This is a genomic window from Lutispora sp. QWL-02 (assembly GCF_058315355.1).
Genome location: NZ_CM177762.1, coordinates 850,849 through 874,607, shown reverse-complemented (window position 1 = coordinate 874,607; position 23,759 = coordinate 850,849). Strand labels below are relative to the sequence as shown.

Genomic DNA, 23,759 nt, shown 5'->3' with positions numbered 1-23,759 from the left:
AGATTATTTTGTCTGCTCTCAGAGGTCTATATGCTTAATATTTTTGAACGCCAGCTCCAAGTCAATCTATTTTATTCATCAATTGGTGTTTACCCCCGGCTGCTTCTTAGACTTTTTCCTTCCATGTTTAATACTGATTGACAAATCATCAAGCAAGCAATAGATTACCGGTACTATAAGCAAGGTCAATAAAGTCGATGTGGTCAATCCAAATATAACCACAATGGCCATGGGAGCCATTGCTTCCGCTCCTTCCCCAAGCCCCAAGGCCAATGGAATCATAGCGAGTATAGTGGTCAATGTAGTCATTAGAATAGGTCGCAGCCTGGTGGGGCCCGCCTTAATGATTGCAGCTTCCTTATCCAAACCTCTTTCTCTTAAGGTGTTGATATAGTCCACTAAAACTATGGCATTATTTACAACTATTCCGGCCAACATTATGACTCCGACATATGCCGGCACACTCAAAGGATTATTGGTAATTGCAAGACCTATTATAGAACCGGAATATGCAACAGGCACAGAAAACATAATGGTCAAAGGATGTACTAAAGATTCAAACTGTATTGCCATAACCATATAAACTAAAAACACCGACAATATCAATGCCAATTTAAGGCTTGAGAAGGCTTCAACCATCTGTTGGTCTTCACCTGTAAACTTGATAGAATAGCCCTCCGGCAAATTATAATTTGCCTTAGCGGTCTCATACTGCTGCTTTGCAAGCTTAAACCGGGATTGAGCCCTATCATAATTAAACTTAGATTCGGCTCCTGCTTCATACAATGTTTTGATAGTCTCGTAATTGATTTTTGCATCATTATAGTTTATTTCTGCAGAAACCATAGCTGCTTTTACTCTTTGGCCTAAATCAAAATTTATCTTTGAAACCTTGCCAGGCTGCTTCGGCGTAACCATTATTTCCTGAGCCGGCTTCACCCTGCCGCTATAGCTTACCATGGATTCAATCTGTCCCTCTGCCGCCTTGGCAACTTCTACTGTTATGGGCTGTTCTTCAATAATATCAGAATTCACATTTGCCTCTTGTGAGCTGCATCCGGTGCTAAAACATATACTGATAATGATTAGAGCAATCAAAACCTTCTTTTTTTCATATTGCATATCCTCCAAACAAACTTTTTACAGTACATTTTATATTAACTTCAATTCTTTTATGAATTGAGAATTTTCATGATGATTTTCTCCATCATACCATTAAGATATATTATTTCTTCTCCATCCATGTCTTTTAAATAATAATCAAAAATTTCTTTTCGCCTTATATCTATTTTTCCTAACAATTCCTCTCCTGCTTCGCTCAACTTTATTATGACTAATCGCCTATCTGCTTCACTTCTGAACCTGTTTACCAAACCAAAGTCACGCAACCTGTCTACCAAGCTTGTAACCGCACCTAAGGTAACGCCAAGATAATTTGCTATATCAGTTACCATACACTCACCCTTGGTTCTTATGTAATATAGCATATATATTTGGGTGCTTGTAATAGGGATTTCAATACCTGCAGTAATCTTAGCAAAAAGCTTTTTATGCAGTTCATATGCAATCTTGTCTAGCTCTTTCATATCATAACTTATTTTCATTTATTCACCATCCATATTATTTAATAGTTAAACCATTTAATATCTAAACTACTTAATAGCTTAATATAAAGCTTGTTATCGTTCAACGCATTTTTATTCTATTTTTGCATTGCTTCTTCCCTGGTTACCCAACGAGTCTTCCTATAGTGCATTTTTGATTCTGTTTAATGCCTCAATGAGTATAGACCTTGGGCAGCCTAAATTTATTCTTACAAAGCCTTCTCCGCTTTTGCCGAAGGTTATACCGCTGTTCAGCGCTACTTTGGCCTTGTCTATTAAAAAAACATCCAGGTCTTTTGAACTCGGGAAAATCTTTCTAAAGTCCAGCCAGCCTAAATATGTGGCTTCCGGCTTCCTGTATTTGACTTCAGGCATGTTTTCTTCTATAAAGCCTTCCATATAATCGGAATTCTTCTCTATATACTTTAAAGCTTCCTCCAGCCACTCTTCTCCATATTTATAAGCTGCTTCCATGGCAGTGAGCCCGAATATGTTAAGCCCTCCTATTGCGACGCCTTCACTGATTTTTTCATACCTCTTCCTCATATCCTCACCGGGTATCAGAACTATGGAGGATGAAAGCCCGGCTATATTGAAGGTTTTGCTTGGTGCCACGGCCGCTGCCGTTATGCTTCTGTATTTTTCATCCAATGATAATATAGAGGTAAATTTATTTCCCGGAAATATTAAGTCTGAATGTATCTCATCGGAGAATATTTTCACATCATGCTTCAAGCAGATGTCTGCCATTTTTTCCAGTTCTTCTTTGCTCCAGACTCTGCCTATGGGGTTATGAGGGTTGCATAGTATGAAAAGCTTGACATTGTCATGCTTTATCTTTTTTTCAAAGTCTTCAAAATCTATGGTGTAGTATCCATCCCTCTCCATAAGCTCATTTTCTATAAGCACCCTGCCATTGTTCTTTACGCCGGAATGGAATGGAGGATACACGGGAGTTTGTATCATCACCTTTTCTCCTTCTTTTGTATAGGCAAGTATTCCAAGGCAAAATGCCGTCACTATTCCCGGACATGTCAGTATCCATTCCTCATCTATATGAAGGCTGTTTCTTCTTCTATTCCATTCTATAAAGGGCTGGAAAATCTTCATCGAGTCCAGGGGATATCCAAAGACTCCATGTTCTGCCCGATCTATTATTGCCTCAATTATCTTCGGGCTTGATTTGAAATCCATGTCAGCAATCCAAAGAGGCAAGATATCATCCCGGCCATAAATGTCTTTCAGTCCATCCCATTTGACACAATCAGTATTCCTTCTATCCACCAAAACATCAAAATCCATTAGTTCTCCTCCTTATTCTTTTTACTGCTTTTTGTGCTCTGACTGGCTTTAATTTCATATTCATGGTTTTCAACCCCTCCAATATAATGTCGCATTTTCCATTCAATATGTCAATATAAGAGATATGATCCAGTATGTCTATTATTCCTATGGCTTCAGCTTTGGCTCCCGGGATATTTGTAATGGCTCTTATACTTCTTAGGCTTTGGGCACGTCCTGTTCTTCCAGTTCTATGGACATAACTTTCCTTCCCCAAGGGTATGTCATAATTTATTATGTGAGTAATGCTCCCTACATCAATACCTCCATGAAGCCCCTTGCAAGACAAACCATCAGACTGCAGTTTTGCCGCTTCCTATCTGAGATTTTACAATTTCTTCGCTTATACCATAGCTTTCAAAACTGTTATTCATAATAATTCACCCTCGTCTTATCTTTTGTAATAATATACCCTGATAATATAGGTTATAGCCTCTATAAGATGTTGAAACCCTTATAGAGGCTACACATTTTAACCTTATTTATTCCGCAGCGGCTCCTGCTTTAATGTACCCGTAACCTCCATGTCCACAAGTCCCCAGCCGGTAACGGTATCATAACCGGGTGCCCCTAGATCCCGGCATGAAAGGCTGATAATCTGCCTGAAGTCTGATGGTTTCATACAGGGATAAAGAGCTTTTAACCGTGCTGCAAGCCCCGCCACCTGTGCCGCAGCATATGAGGTGCCGCTGACAGTCTCAAAATCCTCGCCGCTTCCTATGGAAGGCACAATCAGGTTTTCTCCCGGAGCCAAGAGTAATACACCTGCATTGCGCTGAGAAAAGTCTGCAGCCCCCGTCAGATCAGCATTTGCAGCTCCAACTCCAACCACGGTCTCATAGGCTGCCGGATAATAGATGCAATCCTTGTTGGTGAGATTATCATTGCCCATTGCTGATATGACGATAATACCTTTTTTTTCTGCATAGCATATAGCTTCGTAAAGCCTGTCATCCGGCTCCGTCACACCTGAACTTATATTTATTACCTGACAATCATAACTATCTACTGCATCGTAAATAGCATGACAGATAGCTTCCACGCCTCCATTCTTGGGCACAGCGGAGGGGTATCTGCTGTAATAAACCAGCGGGACTAAGACAGTATCGGGAGCTGTGCCTTTAATTGTGCCGTCGGTACTGCCCAAAATAAGCCCGGCAATCCTGGTTCCATGTCCCACCAGATCGTCAGTATCATCTTCCGGAAAAGCATAATTTTCCCCCTGTTCGATATTTTCTCCATTAAGCATGGTATGGTTCTTTCGGATGCCCGTATCTATTATGGCTATTCGGACGGGTGTTTCTTCAGCAGCCGCAGCAGCGGGACTATAAAGTAAAGTTATAAGCATAATGAGAGACAATAAAAGTATTTTTCTTTTCATGCTTATTTCCTCCCAAAAATTTATCGTATTGTGCGGGGCCTTAGATTTTACCCAAAAGAACCAGCTTTATAAAGCGCATAAGCATCGTGGATGCCTCGGCCCTTGTGGCGTTTCCCCCCGGGTTTAATAAACCGGCGCTGCCCTGTATGATTCCGGTACCTGCTGCCCATTCCATAGCCTCCCCGGCCCACGAAGAAACCTTGTCTGAATCCTTGAAGGAGGATATGTTTCCGTAAGCACTGTTATCTTTACCGATCATGGACTTGTATCTATATAGTATTACAGCCAGCTGCTCCCGTGTTATTTCATCAAGAGGTCCGAATTTTTTACTGTTATAGCCTTTCACCAGCCCATTATGTGAAGCCCAGGCAACTGCATCGGTGTACCAGGTTCCCTTGGCTACATCGCTGAAGTTGGTTCCCAAAGAGGCAGGCTCTCCTGCAAGCCGATACAGGACAGTAACCAGCATAGCACGATTCAATTTCCCTTCGGGATTGAATTTTTCATTCCCAACACCCATAAACAGTCCTCTGGCCCCGGCAAACAGTATGGCCTTTTCACCCCAGTGCCCTTTAGTATCACTAAAGCTGCAATCCTTTTTCTTGATGAGATATATGGCATTTACCGGTGCGATAAAGATGATTTTGCCGTTCTCTGATATTGAGAAAGGAACTGGAACCTCATTGCCGTCGGAATCTATATAATATGGAATATAAAGATCCGGATTGTCACCTTTGGCAAGATCCGGCAATACCATGGTCACTACTTCTCCTGCCGCAGCATACTTCTTCACAGAAATTGCAGCCTGGGGCGTTTTATTTGCCGAACCTCCATATGTATCAGAACTTGAGTCTGAGCCTGAATCTGTGCCGGGATCAGAAACATGAGCAAATTCTGCAGTAACAGTGACATTATTAAAGGGCATCATGAAGGTGGTGGTGGCACCGTTACCCGCAAGGGATGCACCTTTTACGATCCAGCCCTTGAATATATAATCCGGATGCGGTATAGCCTTAATGGTTACCATATCACCCGTTTTATAATAGCCCCCTCCCATGACAGTTCCTCCTACTGTGCTGCCTACCACTACAGAAAATGTGCTGTTATAGCTTTCCGCGCCAAAGGTTGCAGCTGCAGTCATGGAGCCCAGTGCAGCTACCTTAAGCCCTCCGGTAACATAGCCCATACTGGCGGTGCCGGCTGTAAGGATTCCATTGGAATCAATAAATGCTTCCCCATTAACAGCCATAGCATTCCAGTCTACCATCGAGGCATCCTCAATAATAATCTGCCTTCCATTCTTAGTATTGGCAACGAGGAAGAACTGAGCGATAGTTTGGTCACTGAGGCTTATGGGTAGATTTTTATTGGAATAGCGAACAGGCGATGATGCGCCATCAGACATATAGAGGTCAACACTTTCTATATTTGCAAGACCTTTATTCTTCACAGTAACCTCATGCTGCATGAAGTTTCCCACTTTGTCTTTCGCAAGGAGCAAAATCCTGTGTGAGGATTTCCCTGGATCTAAATTTAAATCAAAGCTGAAAACTCCGTCAGAGTCAATGGTACCGCCAAGCTCGGCAATAGTTTTGTCCCGATGCTCCGGCTTTGACGCTTTGCCATCTATAATGATGCTGAATTGCGCATCACGATCGGTGACGCCGGAAATATTGAGAGCGCCGGCCTCAGTATAATATCCGCCGTTTAAAGGCGAGGTAATCAAAAGCTTGGGTGGCTGCGTGTCGATGGTAAAGACTTTTTGCACCCTAAAGCTGTCCCCATCTGCATCCGTGCCCCACACCGTTAGCGTATGGTCACCGTCCGGCACATTTTTCAGGCTTATTTCAATGGAGGCCGTATCTGAAAAGGCGCCGCTGCGTCCGCTTGAAGCGGTATCATAATTGTTATTATAATCTCCGTCAATATCCCAGTTTCCCGTCACTAAAACATCGGAGCCGGCTTTGAAAATCACTTCATCTGCATTTAAGGTATCATAGCAGCGTGTGATCCGGCTGCCTCCCTTGCCCCATTCACTGCGGTCAACCGAGATGAAAGGGGAAGTATTTTGTATTGTAATAACCGGAGGCGTTGGCACTGACAGAACTATTTCCGGCGAAAGGATCTCCTGACTCGATACAGAATAGAGGTGATTGCCCGACGCATCCGTAATACTCCTAACAGCCGTTACGCCCACTTTGTAGCATTTTCCTCCGGTGAGTCCATAAGCAGTAGGAGCTCCATTCTGGTCAAAACCGCTATAGCTTCCGCCAATGGACATATCAGTGACAGGAAGCATTACGCCGGTAGCATTCCCGTATTCATCTACCTGCTCCTGCTTTTTATTAATCATCCCATTTACATCGCTCAAAACCCAGTCTCCGTCTTTTTTCTCGTATACATTGAGAACATAAGCGTCATAGTCCATATTAGTATTATTACCTACCGATACCTTTAGGGTGCTGTCTCCGCCATTGCCCACGATGACTCCGGCAGGAGCTTCAGGCTGCATGGCATTAGTATAATGAATAAACCCGGTGCTTGTTTTGCTGCCGTTGACCGCACCCTCCTTAGTGAATATGGCTTTTAAATAATAGTCTCCGGTCTGTAGAGTTCCGGGCAAGGCAAACGTTGCAGTATTTCCAGCTGCACCTATAATCTCATTATTGTCAAGGCTGCCGATTAATGTACCCATATCTTTTATCTCATCGTCGGTTCCGTCATCGGTGGTCAGATAGAAATCCAAACGATCCAGCTTATCCAATTGGGTTCCCGCCCAATTGACTGTAGCGGAAGATCCTAAAATGGCCTGTGAAACGTCAGTAATCTCCGGCATAGGTGAAACACCAAAAAGTACTATGTCGGCAGGAACAACCGTATTGATGCTCCATTTCTTGTTGTATTGCGACGGCTCTGTAGCGGAAACAGCAAAGGTTCCTTTCCCTTTCGCCGGGTCAAAGGTTATGTTTGCATTAGTACCAAGCACTATTCCGTAATCGTTTACACCGTCTTTTATGGTCATGGCAGTTGCTTTGGTCTTCGCATCTTCAAGGTCTGAAGCATCATAGGTAATTGTGAAGACTTCACCGCTGGGGGCATATGCTCCCAGGTTCAGTTCATGAGTCTTTTTATCGGCTGCCGATTTCAGAGTTGCCCCGGTGCCCAAAAGCTTGGGAGCTGAATCAAGATTTCCTCCAATCTCAGGCATAGCAAGAACATTAAGATTGGTGCCAATTGCCATATAAAGTGTCTCTCCGCTTTCAGCATCATGATAAACAGGCACACTCTCGTAACCCAAAAGCTCAGGGAAGGTTGGCGAAGTAGAACCGGCGCCTGTGCCCCAGTCAAAATCTCCGTCCCAATAATATACAACACCAAATTTGATTCCTATTATTCTGGCCACACCCCACAGTTTTTCCTTGTTGATCCCAAGATCTACGCCACCTACATCAAAGCCGCCTACAATGGGTATATAAGATGGAACAGAGATCCCAGCCCTTACAAAGAATTCAAAAAACTTATCATATAAGGCATTATCGATAACTACAATATATCCGGCACCATTTATAATCCCTAACAAGCTCATCTTTATAGAGGCTTGGAAATACCAATCAGGATACCAATCAAACTGTAAGCCTGCCTTTTCCAAAGCCATGATATCTGTAAATTTTATTTTGATGTTGCTGGCTGACAGCGAAAGCCCCCTAAGGCCTAAGCTCATATCGACCCTGCCCGAAAGAATCTTCACAATATCAAAGCTTACGGACAGCAGAATTTTTAAGGGTGGAAGCTTGCTGCTTACAAAGATGGTATCATATAGATTGTCGAAGCCACCACCACCTCCCGTGATCCACAAGACTCCCGAACCATCCACATTGATTCCCGGCTCGAAGCCGTTAATGATAAAAATGAGTTTATCCGGCACCGGGATGTTATTTTTGCTCTTTATACCAATTTCTAACTCAACCTCTATGGTAGTAAATTTACAAGAACCCTCTACTTCAAAATCCCAATCTCCTATGGTATTGATCTTTAGCTTGCAGTTCATAGTCGGCATGGATTCCGTATAAGAAGGCAGCTTGACGCCGACTTCGCATTTGAAGCCCACAAAGCCCACGCCGCAGCCAAACAAGATGTTATCTACCATTACGCTGGCCTGCCCCGCCCCTTCCTTCATGTCCTCCTGTTCTTTCTCAGAGGGCTCTTCCACAAAGCGCTCATAGCGGGTGCGAAGTCCATAGTAATCGTTATTAATATTGAAGGCATCCTTTATACGATTCCATTTGGTGTCACAGCCTTTTGACGCAGCGCCGGAAGGAACCAGAAAGCTCAGATCCATATTGCCTGAGAATGAGAGTACCCTTCCCAATTCAATAATATTTGGCGCATAGGTTTGGGTGTCGAACATGGCACCCAACTTTCCGTAGGTCATGTTAAATACCATGCCCGATAAGGTTTGGGCCATGCTCAGGGCACATGGCCAGACAAGGGTAATGGTTTCGTCTGCAAAGGTTTTCAAAACAGCGCCATCCTCATCATAGGGCACAAGAGAGAAATCCTTCCCGTTGGTGATGGCCGTCAGGGCAGCTTTTCCCTTCCAAATGCTTGTTCGTGCATCAGATGTATACAAATCTCCGTCAAAGTCCACTAAGATGCTGCCGCTGCTTAAGTTATTTCCGTCATAATGCAGCGTCAGGGTTCCGTTTTCAAAATCAATACAGTTATTTAAAGTCACTATAGTGTTTTGGTTGACCCTGCCGTTTACAAGGGAAGATTTGCCCACGGCTGCAGTCCAGCTGACAGGGTTTCCCTTTTCATCCTTTGTATCAACCTCGAAGGCACCGCGCAAAATAATCAATATTTCCTTATAGTTTGACGCAGCTGACTTAAATTTTTGAAACTCAGCCTCATTTCTAAAGCTTTTAATCTCATAGGCTGAGGTATGTCCCCAGGTTCCCGGCTTTTGATATACGATGACAACTCCGTAGGTGTCGTTTTTATAGAATGGGTCGTCGCTCATGGTAACCTTTAAGGCCGGAGCCGTCATGACTTTATTTTCTGCTTCCACAATACCTTTTTTAACAGCAGCATCCTCCCAGTAAAAAACCAACTGATAGTCCCCTACCGGCACATTCTGTTTCAATATTACATCAAGAATATTTCCTTCGGGGTTTTCAGGGAAAGTGATATTTTCCGGTTCTACTAAATATTTACGGTTTTTGTCTGTGAGGCTTTCCAGGTATAATGTATAAAGTGATTTGTCTTCCAGCATGGAAAAATTATTGCCTGTTACAAAAAAGTGCCGGGTTCCCTCATAGTACAAAATGTCGGGTTCACCGCCTGTAAAGGTTATCTTGGGAAGATTGCCGTCTCCCCCGGGACATAGAATATAAAAGGAGGATGAGCCCAGCAGGCTCTGCTCTGTCAAAGCAGACTGCACAGATGTGTCAAAGGCTCGGATTTCAATTTTGCGAAAAGTGGCAGCGGCACCTACATCAGCCTTCAATTGAAAGGTAGTGGCTCTGGTCTGCCCCGGTTCCACATTGTTTAGAGTAATCCTATAGGGGTTCATGTAGGAATAGGTGCCACCAGGATCGTTACCACCTGCGTCCAAGGGAGCAACGCCATTTGGTGTATATATGGCAACAGAGATTTCAGAATAATCTGTGGCAGCATCCTTGATAAAATTATTTATTTTGGCCTCCACTCCTATATTGGCACTTCCCAATGCCAGTTCTGATGACACATAGCTCTTTTTGTCCTTAGAAAGCTGGAGAGAAGTTGGGGCTGTCACATTCACGGTGACTTTGTCACCTTGGTATACGGTATGATTGGAATATACGCCATAATAGGTGTTTATATTCCTCTCAGCATTAACTGCAATATCCTTCATATCATAGTATAGTGCATATGCACTATCTGCAGTGAGATATCTGTCATTGAAGGCATTGGTAAACTCAAAAGCTGTATCCGGTGCAAAGTCAAATAACGATGAAGCCAGATTGTTCCAATGTCCAAAAGCAATACGGTAAGGCGAAGTGCTGTTGACCGTATAGGCCGTTATGGCAGGTGTCATGGCATCGTCTATGGCATACAGGGCAGCCGGCACAAAAGCGTTAGGCCCATAGTCAAACACCTTCTCCTTTGTAACCGTTTCCAGTGTGCCGACACCATCGACGGGTATCTGGTAATAACCATAATCACGATTGCCTAGGCAGGAGTCCAACAGGACCCTGACCTTGACGCTGTTGATTGGTTTTTGGCCATTATTTTTAACGGTATAGCTTATGGAAGTCATGCCGTGCTCATTGGAATTTAAGGCCGAAAGCTCTATTCTTTGAGTAAAGGTGAGATCATTGACACTCCACACAGCCGTGATTCCGGTCGTATCCTGAGTCACTTTGACATCAGAGCTGGATAGTCCCAAGAAGCCATACTTTCCGCCAAATATATATTCCCTCACCACATTACTGCCGTAATCCACCTTAAATGAAGTAAAGGACGTATCATACTGACCGTTGTGATAGAGCAAATTTTTGTTGTTATCGTCCTTGTTCATCTTGTTTCCTTCGACGGTGCGAATCAAAAATCCACCGTTTTTTGTCGATACTACCGCTTCAATATAATTGTTTTTCAATGTATATATCTCAGCTTCGGCCGCAGCGGCATGAACTTCCGCCAAAGGCATCATGCTAACGGATATGGCTATTGCAAGGATCATGCTGATGGTTTTTTTAAACATTCTTTTCATAATCTGACGCCTCCTTTATTTTTGAATATAGAGCCGAGTGAGATAGATTTCTCTGTTTTGCCGAACAATATAAAGCGTGTAGTAACCATCCTCATTTACTGTAAAGGTTCCTCCTTCGACCACCGTCGCATTGCGCTTCATCTGACCTGCAGTCTTATCTCCCTTACGCATATATATGGTATATGGTTCCCCTGCAAAGTCCGGAATGTCCACTGATATTTTAAGGTCATAGGTTCCTATTATGACAGTAGTACCATCATTATCCGTCTTCTGCCCGTTGACTAAAACCTCAGGCTCATCTTTGGGGTAAACCCTTATAAATCTCTGAGCTTCACGGGAGTTTCCGGCCTTGTCGGCAGCGGTAATTGTCACAGCATAAACTCCTACAGTGTCCAAATCATTCTGAGAAGGTCTATCGTTTATTCTTACGGTAACATCAGCGGCAGAGCTCACATTATCCGTTATTATTACACCGGAAAGCAAAGCCTGCTCTGTCAATTCCCCAACATTGGTTCCCTGCCGCACCTTCAGAGTAGAACGCTGCATGGTGATATTGGGAGGTATGTTGTCTATGCAGTTTATGCTCACATAATACCTGGATTTATTCCCCGCCAAATCGGTGCCCGTAACAAGATAGCTGCCGTTTTGCGTGACGGTAAAATAGTGCCAGGTGATCTTCTCAAGATCGGGCTTCCCGTCTATAAAGTCGGTGGGTGCTGCTATCGCAACAATCTGATCCTGCATGGTAATGGTACCGGCTTCATTCATAGCTGCCTTGAAGGTATAGGAGTCCTTTACCAAAGTATTTTCATCGGGCATATCGTTAAAGACAATTACCGGAGGAGTACCATCAATATTGGAAACCGTGCCGGTAACCTTGGCAGTATTGCCTGCATCATCAGTGAAGATGTATTCATAAGTGCCCCGCCGGGTTATCTCTTTTTCAAATTGCCCGTCGCTTTGTTTATACTTCTTACCGGCAAGATCGGTCACATCCTCGCTGATGCTAAAGACAAAGATTGCTTTAGTGGAGTCAGCAGCATCGTTCTTCGTTTCCACTATGGTAACAACGGGAGTCTCTTTATCTATTACATTTGCTAAAGTCAGCTCTATTTCACCTGTTTTTTTGTTTTGTGCTGCATAGGTGAGTTTTACTTTAGCATCCTTTAGGAAACTGATTAAGGCATAATCAGCCTGCTGATCCAATGTGGCATAAGGGGCAACAGTCGCTGAATCGTCTGTATAATCCGTCCCATTCCACAACCACAGCTTCATTGAAGTAATATTTTTATTAAAGGAGATACCCGTACATACATTGCCGTTGGTCTTGTGGTTCGGAGCCTGGTTTGTATACTTGGTCACATTTCCCAGTGCATCAACAAAATAAGCTGATGGCGTCCACCATTGGACTTCAGCCTTTGGGCTGCTGCTGTCAATACCCGACACTTGCATTGCAGTACGTGCCATATTGTATGCAGTATCTCTATAATCTATATTAATTGTGGCATCCTCAGTAAATTCCTTGTAATACCAATCCTTATACTTAGCATAATATGGAGATCCGGAATCGGCCATTATCTGCCAAAGCGGCGAAATAACAGCAGGGGTGCTTTGGGTGTCCGACAGCCTGAAGAAGCCCATAATCGTATAAAAATCCTTTAATTCCAAAGCGGTTTCTGCAGTAGGCGGTATAAGATCGATGAACCAGTTGTCAGTGCCGCCGAAATTCATTTCCTTGACGCTGGAATAGGGCTTTGACTCATAGGTGTCACCTATAAGGACATGTTCGTTTCCGTCATCTACCACGGCGATCTTGAATTCAGCATCCTTGTCGGTAACAGTAATGATATTTCCATTTATGCTGACACCCTGTATGTTCTTCATATAACCGGCCGCATTTGCATAAGTCAGGCCTGCGGTAGTGTCTTCGGGATTTAATAAAACCAGCTTTGTCGGACTGCTGTCAAATACCTCAAATACCAGCTTATATCCCCTGGTCCAGGATACATTCTCCAGTAGTTCCCTAAATGTAGTATAAGCATTGACAGCCGGCTCCGTCACTGGGAATAAAGGCTTGCCTTCCTCATCCCGGGGTGTCGAGGTTATGGGACTATACCATGATTCTGCTTCCTTGTATGTCTCACCATATCTTCCGTAGACCTTTACTGTGAAATTGGGCGCCTCCTTGTCCTCCTGTGGAAGCAGCGGACGGACTATGGACACGGGGCAGCAGACGGTCTTTGTCCCTATATTGCCCACGGCGTCGGTATAGGTAAAGGTGTAGGCATCTCCTGCTTTTGTGCCATATGGGAAGGTATAGCTAAGAGAGCTTCCCTCTGCCCCCTGGATGGAACGGTTGGGAATAGCTGAGTTTATGAATACGGTTACCATGTGCGTGGTCTCAGCTACACCTTGGGGCAGTGTATTGCTGGCAAACTCTGAGTAATACCAGGTTTCTTGCGCATCCGGTGCATGGCTTAAGATATTGGTCACGGGGATGACTACAGTCCGGTTTGCATACACATCATCTACTTTTTTTAGCCATAGTACAATACATCCATTGTCAGATACTGTGATTGTCGCTGATTTTTTGTAAGGACGCAACATTCCTGTTTCTATACCGCTGAATACCATATTGCTGTACTCGTAATTTTGGGGGTGATCAACACCAAAAAATACTGTTCCTTCGCTCTGGGCCTTTATGGTAACAGAAACCTTTCCTTTTACTAAGTCGGTTGTGCTGTACTCCACATCCAGACCAAATCCTTTGAAGTCTATGCTAGGTGTATATGTCTCTTTGTATTCATTACCGAAAATATCTGCCATGGTGACGTCATAGCTTCCTACTCCATAAATAGGGAAGGCTTCCCGCCTAAAGACAAATCCCTTCTCAGGATTTTGGTAACGTCCAGCATAGCTATTCCCATCATGGTTTGTATGGGTCAGGTAATTAGGCGAGGTAACCCTCACCGGCTTATTGAACACCAGATCAATATCTGAATAGGAATTATTCAACTGAGGATCCATGTCTGTTCTTATAACTTTGGGTTTTTCATTTAAAACAGCAATAGATCCTGTTTTCAAATCCGATCTGTTTCCCGCCTGATCCTCCATATAGAAAGACACCGGCATGTCAAAATTGACAGGTTTTGTATCGTCATAAAGATAGTCCATATACAGCCATATATTATATTTAACACCGGAACCGTTGTCGGTATTTTTAGTCACACCCACCTTGTAAATACCGCCGGGAGCCGCCTCACCTGCAAAGATCCAATCGCCATAGGTGCTGCCTGCCGCCGCTTTATCCATTTTGGGCAGATTGACCTGCATATATCCTTCAGAATTTACCTCAAAGCCGCTTAATGCCCTAAGCCGATCCATATAAGCCTGTTCAAACTTTAAAAACAGCTTTGTTTGGGAAGGGTCTGCAGGCATATTGTCAGTGTAAGTAATGCCTAAACTGTTTTTATAATTCATATCCCCTTGGAACCAGAATATAGATGTCTCGGGCTTTTCACTATCCGCAAATGGGGCTGTGATTGTACAAAACCCAAAATTCCCATAGGTGTTTACGGTATAAAAGTCATGGGGTTTGTTATCGGTAATCAAATATCCATCGCTGCCTACAGCGTTTGGTATAGCCTCCGCCGTTTTGGCTGTCATTTCTGTCATGGTAGCGCTTTCAAGCTTTTTAATGAAGGCGGTAGCCGACTGAAGGTTTACGGCTGAGTAATCCGGTACCAATTCCATCTCGATAACGGGAAGCTCTTCTGATACTTCAACCAGCAGTGTGCGCACTGCAGAGGCCTCGCCGTTGGCACCGGCAATCTGATAGCGTACCAGATTTTCCTGATTGCGGATCAAACCCAGTCCTTCCCTTGCAGCATCCCCTAAAACAGCCGATTTCAACTCGCCAGCAGTGTCAAAAAAGCTGATCTCATATTCCTTTGTATATGCTCCAGAAGAAATATCATACCATCTGGAGTTTGCGGGCGCTGTATCTTTAGTAATCTCCGCCGAAGCATTCCACACCTTGATGAAGGTTTGTCGATAATCAACATTTCCTGCGCTAATAGAGCCACCCTCGGCACCAAAGGACAGGGTGACCTTCTTGCCGTTTTGGCTTCCCATGTATATATAAGGAGTCCCAAAACCATAATTATAATTCTCTGAAACCTTCACAATGCCCGAATCGGTGGTATAATCAAAGCTGTGCTTAGCAGCCTTTGGCCCGAATTCCGTAAGTTTCGTTTTATCAAGATAACAATCAACAGCATTTGAATAGTCAATCCGGTTACCCTTGGATGACAGCTGCGCCTTAACCTGGTAATGCCCCGTATATTTGGCTGCATCCGCTGGAATCTGGAAGGTCTGAGTCGGAAGAGCAGATAGTTGGGTCTTCCAAATAGGGACAGCAGAACTAACGGGTGCACCGGCATCCGGCGAGGATATAAGGTAAAGCCCTATATAGCTGTCGCCGCTGTTAAAATCCCCATCATCCATTCCCCATGACGGAATAACAATATTTTCAATATTTATGGTGAATCCCTCATTGTCCAGTGAAGTCCGGAATTTATTTCCGTCGGAAGGATCAGTCCAGGACGGATTTATCCCCAGATCACTTGAGTCCGGTGTTAGAGTAATACTATGAATGGGATGGTTTGTGTAGCTCCAGTCAGAAATATTATCATCCTGTTTGCCATTGCCATCCAGAACATAATCCGGGGAGTCTGCCCTCAGGGTATAGGTTCTTACGTCCACATTAGCCGTCCCCGGAATATAGCTTATATAGTTACTGAAAATATAAGGAGGGAATTGATAATATTTCACAATCTTAGTGGTATCTATGATTTTTCCATCCTGATCCAGAGCCGCAAATTCAAGGAATCCACTAGATGCTGCAACGCAGTAGCAATCAAGGCCCTTGAAGTTTGGACCGTCTGCGGAATAAGATTCTATTTTCGTATTACCAGGATAGGCTTCATTCAGTGCATATACGGCTTCGGCTACAGTAGCCTCCCTGCCGGGGTAGGATAGACCTAATTGACCGTATCCGGCGATAACAGTTGCCTCTATATCGCCGTAGTATTTGCCGTCCATCATTGCTTGGAGCCGTCGGGCGGTGAGCTTTTCCTCTTTGAAACCCGTCATAAGATTATACATGGATGGTGCATCGTCATTGAATATATATTGCTTTGACGCTTCAGTTGTTACCGTCTGATAGCGCCACAGTAAGGGTTCGTTGGAAAAAAGTTCCCTCTTCATATGCATATCCACAGAGTCAAATTTAAAATGATCCAGCACGTCACCGTTGTCCGTATGGTTCAAGAAATTATTATTCTCGCTCTCGGTGGTGATAGTACGCACAAAGTATTCATTGCCCGTCTCACCCATAGGATCCTTTATCATCACAATAACAGTGGAATCTTCGTTTGTCCCGGGTCTTTCCTGCAGATCCTTGATTATCAATTTCGGCTCAGCCTCATATCCTGTGGAATAGGAGAAGTTATATGCCGGGAAGGTAAGATCCATAAGGTAATTGAAACCGGGATCCATAATGGTCTGATTGCCGCCTGCCACTACCGTAGAGTGGTCGTTTGCCTGAATCAAGAGATTATAGTCGTGCTTCACTCCTTTTTGGAGCCCGGCTAGAGAAAATTCAAGCTCCATGGATACTGCACTCTGGCTGACAGATCCGCTATAGTTTATCCAGTCCGTTTTATACGCTTTAGTGCTATTGTCATACCAACGGTACTTAACGCTTGAAATGTCAACCTTGCTGGGATCCTCTAATTTGATGACAGCATCTATATAACCGCTGTCAGCTTCACTGCCGGCGCCTGTTTCATACCTGACAGGAGTGATGACCGGCCCCTTGGTATCATATATATAGTCCAAAGCAAAGGAGGCAGATCCTTGATTCCCTGCAAAATCAACAGCATAGACTTTTATGGCAGTATCTGTGATGCTGTAGTTTTCCGTATCCATCAAAGCTATGTGAATAAAGTTGCCCTGAGTAATCTGCGTAAAGCTGTATTTCGTATTGGCAGTTCCCGTTGACCATGAATTAATAGGACCTTCAGGTCTGGTATTGCTGCCCGTTACTTTGTATTTGAAGGTAAAGGGAGATGCGCTTATCCACTCAAAGGAGCCGCTATTGTCCTTGGTGCTGACTCTGCTGACATATGCCGTGCCTTCACTCGTATCGTCTGATGCAGAGATAGGAAAACAAAATTGTGCACTGTCCGAGCCCGGGTAAAATACAGGGAAATATTTCATGCCCGATGAGTTAGCCGAGGTGTATACAATGGGCGCCAGTGTATCTAAAAATTCTGTTTTGCCGGCTGTGATATTTAAGTCCTTTATAATATTAATCCCCACCGGATCATAGGCATTATTTGATGGATCCAAAAGCCTCAAGCCGCCCAAAAGATCTATAGAGGCTATGGAAATGCGTTTGTCCTCCACGCCGTCATATTCGATTGGCGTCATGCCCGCCTCAACGGTCATAGTTGCGAAGGTGATATAGGCTGAATCAAATTTATCCTCCACATTCCGCTTAGCATTGCCGCTCCCTACAGCCTTTAGCTTCACAGGATTGCCAACCGCATCCCGGACGTTTATGTTAGCTTGAATATTATCGTAATCCTTTGAATCAATCCTCATATATTCAGAAAACCAGGCTGTGAAGTTTAGTGTATCTCCAACACCGGCAAATACGGTGCTTCGGTCCAGATCCGGGGCATCAAGCTCACCGGTATAGTTTTTATCGATCATGCTGCCTATTACATCAACATAGGAGATTTTTGGAGGTACATTATCCAAATAGGCATGGGAATTAAGTGCCTTGTCGGCAAATGTTTGAGCCGGATTACCGGCAAGATCGGTGATCAGGCAGCCGGTCTTTACGAAATCCATATTATTTCGGTATTGCGGTAGCAGATAAGTATAATCACTAGAGCCATAACAATATTTCAAATCAAAGGCTGTGCTGCTGCCATATAGACTGTTCTGGGCAGAGCTGCCACTGATCCCTCCGATGTAGTGATCAGTGGCTTCGCTGGCATTTGTAGCGGTATTTTGTATAATATCCGGAACCACATATTGAAAGGTTAGACGGTCATTGTCAAGTGCTATGAGCTTCGCATACTGATCCCCCACACCGTAATCACTGGCGCTTGCCTTTCTAAATACTTTAAGGGCCAGGGTTACATTATCGTGATTGGCAGAGTTATCAGAAAACCGGATTGGCTCGTCATATACAAGATGTATGTAAACGGGCTCATTGGCTTTAAAATACTGTTTCGGTTTTTTACCCGCCTCATCCTCAGTAACTAAAACTTGATTAATCTTAGGCGCCTGCCGATCGGCAAAATAGACAGCCGCATCTTTAATATAGGCATCACCATGGGCTGTACATGAGCCGCCGAGGCCGAAAGCAATTTCCAGTTTGGATGCGTAAGCATCCACCTTATTAAAGTTAGTAGAGCTTCCATAGTTTCTCAATACATTTTGGTCATTATCACCACCCGAATATCGGAAATAGAAATTCCAGTAATTGTCATACAGGGCGGTGTACTCATAGCAAAGCTTCTCGGTGAATAAATGACTTCCGAATTTGGTGTGCCTGGATGGGCACATGGATAATGTATAACCCACCCAAAGCTGCCCCCGGTTCTTGATATCTTTTATTACATTCAACCCGTTGTCAAAGGAATAAGTGTGAGTGTCGGTGTATCTGGTGTAGGTTCCTGCCCAAAGACCCTTGCTGCTCCCATTTTTAAATAGCCAGCCATAATTGGAATATGAAATTTTACTGTCCGGATGGCTTAAAAAATCACTGTTTTGTGACATATTATAAGTCATTACAGGGTAATCCAATTTTTGGCGCTTGTATGTTACCGGTCCCGGTCCGGCTGCATTTACTTGAAGCAATGGGTTTGGAAGCATACCAATCATAATAATCACCGCTAAGAAAAAACAAAAAATACGTTTTGGCACCTTAATGCCCCCTTTCATATAAAATTGACAGACTTGCTGAACATCAAACCTATGCAGAAAATTCATCCTGCTAGCCCATTAAAACAACCTCCAACATCTCGTTTACCGTCAGGCGGATCCTCCCGTCACCCCATATAACATAATCACCGTCAGTCCTGACGTTTTTGAACAATGTTTCGTCCTTAAGGTCTGAGTATTTCATGGTATGAAGCTTGACAGAGAGATTTACAGTGACGCTGCTTCCGCTCTCCATCTCCATAAAGAGCCGGTAATCCCTCATGGGAACAACAGACTTGATGTAGCTCATAAGGCATCTCCTTTCCTGGTGGACATAAAAAAACCATTCTACATCTATTGTAGAATGGTTTTTTTATCTTTGCCCCGTCCGAATGGACAGTCTTTACATTTTAGTTAAATAAGTTTTTCTGCCAGCTTGGCACGGCGGTCAATGTCCAGCTTCTGGAATACCGTGCGCAAATGAAACCTAACGGTGCTTTCCGTAACCATAAGCTTTTGGGCTATTTCGCTGTTGCGCAAGCCTTTGGCAGCCAGCTTTGCCACCTCCTGTTCGCGAGGAGTAAGATTGCCAATCAGCTCTTCTGAGGCCATATCGTCATGCAGAGCTAAAAAGCCCTTCATAAAACGTTCCTTTATTTCAATAAATGAAGCGAGGTATTTCGGGTATTGTTTCTTAATCAGTTCCTCAGGCATGCCTTGGAGCAACCAGTTATACACGGCAAGCAAAAATACCAAACCGTCGGCCAAGGCTTTTTCTGCTGCATGCTCCAAGAGCTCCGCAGCACGAGCTCTATTGCCCATTGATATATGGCCTATGGCGGCAAGAAATGAAAAAAGCGTATCCGCATAAACAGCTTCCTTGGGGAGTGTCTCCAAGACTGCTTCAGTCAATCCTGTTAGCCGTGCAAATTCATCTTCGTGCATAAAATAGCACAATCTTATAAATAAGGCGATGCCCTCCATGGAAGGAAGCAATCTTCCTGAAGTCTCACCATTTTTTAACCAATGGGGAATACGGGACTGGTGCTTCAATTCGTTTAGCAATATGGCTCGCAGCATTTCTACTTCGGAATGAAGAACGAAATTATTTTGTGCCTGCATTGAAGCTGCCCGTTCCATGGAGTCCATGGCCTGCTGCCAGCCTGCCATGTCAGACTTTTCTACAGCAATCTCTGCCAAGTGCAGTGCTGTGCCAAGCTGAATAATGCTTTGCTGTTTACCTTCGGCCAGGAAGCTTGCCTTGTACGCCAGCATCTCCGCTTCTATCAGATTCCCCCGAAAATGAGCCAGCTCAGTCCGGTACAATATATCTGCACCGATTCCGTGGCCTCCTGTCAGGCGAGAATACAGGGATATGTACTCTTCCAGCGCATCAGCCTCCAGATCTGCTTCACCGGCTGTGCTGTGAAAAACATCAAGCTGGCAGTGATTTCCGAAACACCAAGGAGCAGAGGGCATAATCACCCTGGAACAAGTCCCATTGAAAGCAATTGCGGCCTGCTCCACAAGTTCAGTCATTTTGTCCAGACGTGGCAGATGCCGCCATGAAGTAACTAGTAACCATTCCCCACGCAAGAGGGAGGTTTCTTCGCTGCAGCTTCCCTCTATTATTGAATGTAGCTCTTTCATCAATATGTCAAATTCTGTTTGTTTTCCCACAGTCAAAAGCGCCCAAGCGACCTGAAGCAGGGAAAGAGGATACCTCCTTTTAATATGTTTAGGGCATTCCTTTGCAATTTTCAGTGCTATTTCATAAAAAGGTGTGCCTCCGATATATTCCAGGGTCAAGTGGGAAAGATCGAGGGACATCATCCGCTCATAGTCACCGATTTGCATATAAAAATCAAGGGCCTTGTCCGTTTTTTTGTTATGCCTGCAATAATCCCCTGCACGCAACAGACATTCATGTTCAAAATCCGCTCCACGTTCCCTTCTTTTTTCAATCAGAAGTTCCGATAGTATGCTATGTAGTTCGTATTGCTGCCAGGCAGAATCAAAACGTATAAATGGAATTTCAAGCGCATCCAAAGCATATCCGGGCAGCTTATTACAGCCAAACAATACACATGCCTGCTGTACAGTGACCATTTCAAAAGGTGACAAAAATAACATAAAAATTTGCTGTTCCTCTGTCAGCTCATCCCATATAAGATGCTCCATCAGAGCTAAAGTGCCTGAAGTATCTGATACTGACCCTGTTTGACGATATGCGCAAAGCTGCAAATAAACTGCAATAATCCAGCCTTCGGTGCAGCGTGCAATACTTTGGGCCTGCTTAAGAGTAACTTTTACTCCCGCAAGGGAGTAATAACTAAGTATATCACCCTCATCAAGGCGCAAATCAGAAGCTGTGAAGTGTAAAACACCGCGACTGGCAATGGCTGCAACTATATCCCGCTTCAGCATTTGAGATATGATGATTATATGTAAGGCCTCTCCTCCATGCTCAATGAGTGCGTTGAACAAAGATTTCCGGAAAGCATTTTGCATCAATTGAAAGTTATCTATTACCAGATAAGTTTTAGACCTGCACTCAATAGTTCTCAGCGCATCACAAGCTTCACCGATGTTAGCAGCGTTAGGCAGCCCAATTTTTTGCAAACGTTCCCCCGCACGGCCATCTATTTTTTCGATTTCGCGGCATAAGCGCCGAAAGCCCGCCGAAGGTGCTTCGTCTGCAGCGGTAAACCAATAGACAGGTGTACCTTGGGGAAGCTCGGCTTTGAGAAAGTCCTGTATCGCCGTTGTCTTGCCATAACCCGATGGTGCCTCCACAACAGCTATAGGAGCGGAATGAAGTGTGTTTAATTTCTGTTTTAGCCGCTGGGAGTAATAATGTACCTCGGTCCTTACTCTGTTCTTTTGTTTCATATGACCCTGACCTCCCTATTGAATGGGACATAGGGACAGGTACCTCGTCCCCTATATCCTGCTAATTTGACTTTTCGATAAGCCGGTAATCCTTGATAGCTGCCTTACTGTAACACCATTAACTTCTTTCACTTTCTTAATAATCTCATTCCTTTTGCTTTTATCTTGATTTTTTAATTCTTTTGGATCCATAACGCCTAATTTTAACAATAATTTCTTAAGTTCTACATCTGATACTCTAACTTTTTCATCATCTTCCAAACACATATCGTTATTCTTTTGATTATTGAAGTTGCAAAATAATTCTATTGAGCTGTTTCTATCAGGAGAAAAAATATCTAGTGCAAAATCCGGACTAATAATGCTAGCTTCTCCTATATATTCCCTATAGCTACTCCATTTGTACTGTGCTATATTCTTTACTATTCTTGCTTTCAATGGGTTTTGATGAATATATCTCAATACTGTCAAAAAATATTCTTCATCTTCTACAGCTTCACTTTTATATCTCTCCTGGAACAAGTGTCCGCATCTCTCATATTTCTTATTATACCAAAATACATAACTGCTGCTTATTCTCTTGATTATATCTGAGATAGACTCGTCCATTTCTTTTATTAACATATGAATGTGATTGCTCATTATGCAATACGCGTATATTTCAAACTTACTTACTTCTCTGTATTTTTTGATGGTTTCGAGTAATCTTTCTATATCCCGATCATCCTCAAATATATGTTGTCTGTTTACCCCTCGAAGCATTATGTGATATATTCCGCTTTCACTCCTGTTTCTTGCATCTCTCGGCAAACCTATCACCTCACTAACAACAATATATGGGACAACGTGCCTGTCCCCTAGTCCCTTTTATCACCTACCACAACGAGTTAAATCATAAAAATAATAGGATCACTCCGGCTATGGAAATAAAGGCTCCTGCTATCTCTTTCGGGAGTATCTTTTCTTTAAATATCATGATTGAAATCGGTATTATGAGCACCGGTGATACCGATGTTATGGATGAAACAATGCCTGTCGCAGTATATTGAACCGCCAAAAGAGAGAATGTGACCCCAATGAAGGGCCCGAATACGGCTCCTATGGCTATCTGGCCTATTGCCTTCCTGTCTTCAAAAGCAGCCCTTATCTCCGGCCATTTATTTTTCATTGTTATGATAACGGTAAAGCCTATGAAGGCAGCGATCAGCCTGATCTGTGTCGCCGCAAAAGGATTGTATGAGCCCATTCCAAGCTTGCTGAAAATAAGCCCGAAGGCTTGCCCTAAGGCCCCTATGCAGGCATATGCAATGCCTTTCACCGGACGATTGAACCGGATTTTTTTCTCCGCAGGGTTTCTGCTAAGTATTACAAGGCATATGCCTCCCATGGTTATGAACATCCCTGCAAGACCAAGGATAGAAATCTTTTCCCCCATGATCAAAAATCCTGCTAATGCAGTTATAGGAGGTGCTGCGGACATGATGAGCAGCGATATCCTTGACCCTATTTCCACGTATGCTTGGAAGAGGAACAGATCACCCAGCACAAAGCCTATCAAGCCCGATATCAAAAGCCAAAACCATGTGTGTGCCGTCGCATCAACAGGAAGGGCAATGCCTCGGGAAATAAACGAGCAAATCCCAAGCAAAAAGAAGGCAATGAATAATCTTATATAATTTACCGACATAGAGCCTACTTTTTTACCTGCAGACTCAAAAGCGATCGCATTGATTGTCCAGCATATGGCCGTAACTAAAGCTGCCATTTCTCCGATATGTGACTGCATACT

General features: G+C 43.7%; 11 protein-coding genes. All 11 read right to left on the bottom strand.

Going from position 1 to position 23,759, the window contains the following annotated elements:
- Window positions 1-78: 78 nt before the first annotated feature.
- The 11 genes from AC4HCY_RS03940 to AC4HCY_RS03890 all read right to left on the bottom strand — a co-directional run bounded on the left by AC4HCY_RS03940 (window position 79) and on the right by AC4HCY_RS03890 (window position 23,756).
- Window positions 79-1,122 carry an efflux RND transporter periplasmic adaptor subunit gene (locus AC4HCY_RS03940; RefSeq protein ID WP_491095428.1) on the bottom strand — a complete coding sequence of 348 codons (1,044 nt, stop codon included), beginning with the start codon at window positions 1,120-1,122 and terminating at the stop codon, window positions 79-81.
- Window positions 1,123-1,172: 50 nt separating this feature from the next.
- Window positions 1,173-1,604, bottom strand: coding sequence for a MarR family winged helix-turn-helix transcriptional regulator (locus AC4HCY_RS03935; protein WP_323431120.1), 432 nt, complete (start codon window positions 1,602-1,604; stop codon window positions 1,173-1,175).
- Between the two features lie 141 nt (window positions 1,605-1,745).
- A complete protein-coding gene (locus AC4HCY_RS03930) occupies window positions 1,746-2,906 on the bottom strand; it encodes a MalY/PatB family protein (RefSeq protein WP_323431121.1) in 1,161 nt (386 codons plus the stop codon).
- A complete protein-coding gene (locus tag AC4HCY_RS03925) occupies window positions 2,896-3,234 on the bottom strand; it encodes a DbpA RNA binding domain-containing protein (protein ID WP_491095427.1) in 339 nt (112 codons plus the stop codon). The genes AC4HCY_RS03930 and AC4HCY_RS03925 overlap by 11 nt, the downstream gene beginning before the upstream one ends.
- 189 nt (window positions 3,235-3,423) lie before the next feature.
- Entirely contained in the window at window positions 3,424-4,326 is a 903-nt protein-coding gene (locus AC4HCY_RS03920; protein WP_323431122.1) for a S8 family peptidase, read from the bottom strand.
- Between the two features lie 40 nt (window positions 4,327-4,366).
- The gene (locus AC4HCY_RS03915; protein WP_491095426.1) at window positions 4,367-11,077 is read right to left on the bottom strand and encodes an S-layer homology domain-containing protein; all 6,711 of its coding nucleotides are present in this window, start codon (window positions 11,075-11,077) and stop codon (window positions 4,367-4,369) included.
- 15 nt (window positions 11,078-11,092) lie between these two features.
- The gene (locus AC4HCY_RS03910; protein WP_491095425.1) at window positions 11,093-19,081 is read right to left on the bottom strand and encodes a hypothetical protein; all 7,989 of its coding nucleotides are present in this window, start codon (window positions 19,079-19,081) and stop codon (window positions 11,093-11,095) included.
- 70 nt (window positions 19,082-19,151) lie between these two features.
- Window positions 19,152-19,388 (bottom strand): hypothetical protein, encoded by a 237-nt coding sequence (locus tag AC4HCY_RS03905; RefSeq protein ID WP_323431125.1) that lies wholly within the window; start codon window positions 19,386-19,388, stop codon window positions 19,152-19,154.
- 104 nt (window positions 19,389-19,492) lie between these two features.
- On the bottom strand, window positions 19,493-21,970 hold the full coding sequence (locus tag AC4HCY_RS03900; protein WP_491095424.1) for a LuxR C-terminal-related transcriptional regulator: 2,478 nt from the start codon (window positions 21,968-21,970) through the stop codon (window positions 19,493-19,495).
- A 51-nt stretch (window positions 21,971-22,021) separates the two neighbouring features.
- Window positions 22,022-22,780, bottom strand: a complete 759-nt coding sequence (locus tag AC4HCY_RS03895) for an REP-associated tyrosine transposase (RefSeq protein WP_491095423.1) — start codon at window positions 22,778-22,780, stop codon at window positions 22,022-22,024.
- A gap of 82 nt (window positions 22,781-22,862) precedes the next feature.
- The gene (locus AC4HCY_RS03890; RefSeq protein ID WP_491095422.1) at window positions 22,863-23,756 is read right to left on the bottom strand and encodes a DMT family transporter; all 894 of its coding nucleotides are present in this window, start codon (window positions 23,754-23,756) and stop codon (window positions 22,863-22,865) included.
- Between the last annotated feature and the right edge of the window lie 3 nt (window positions 23,757-23,759).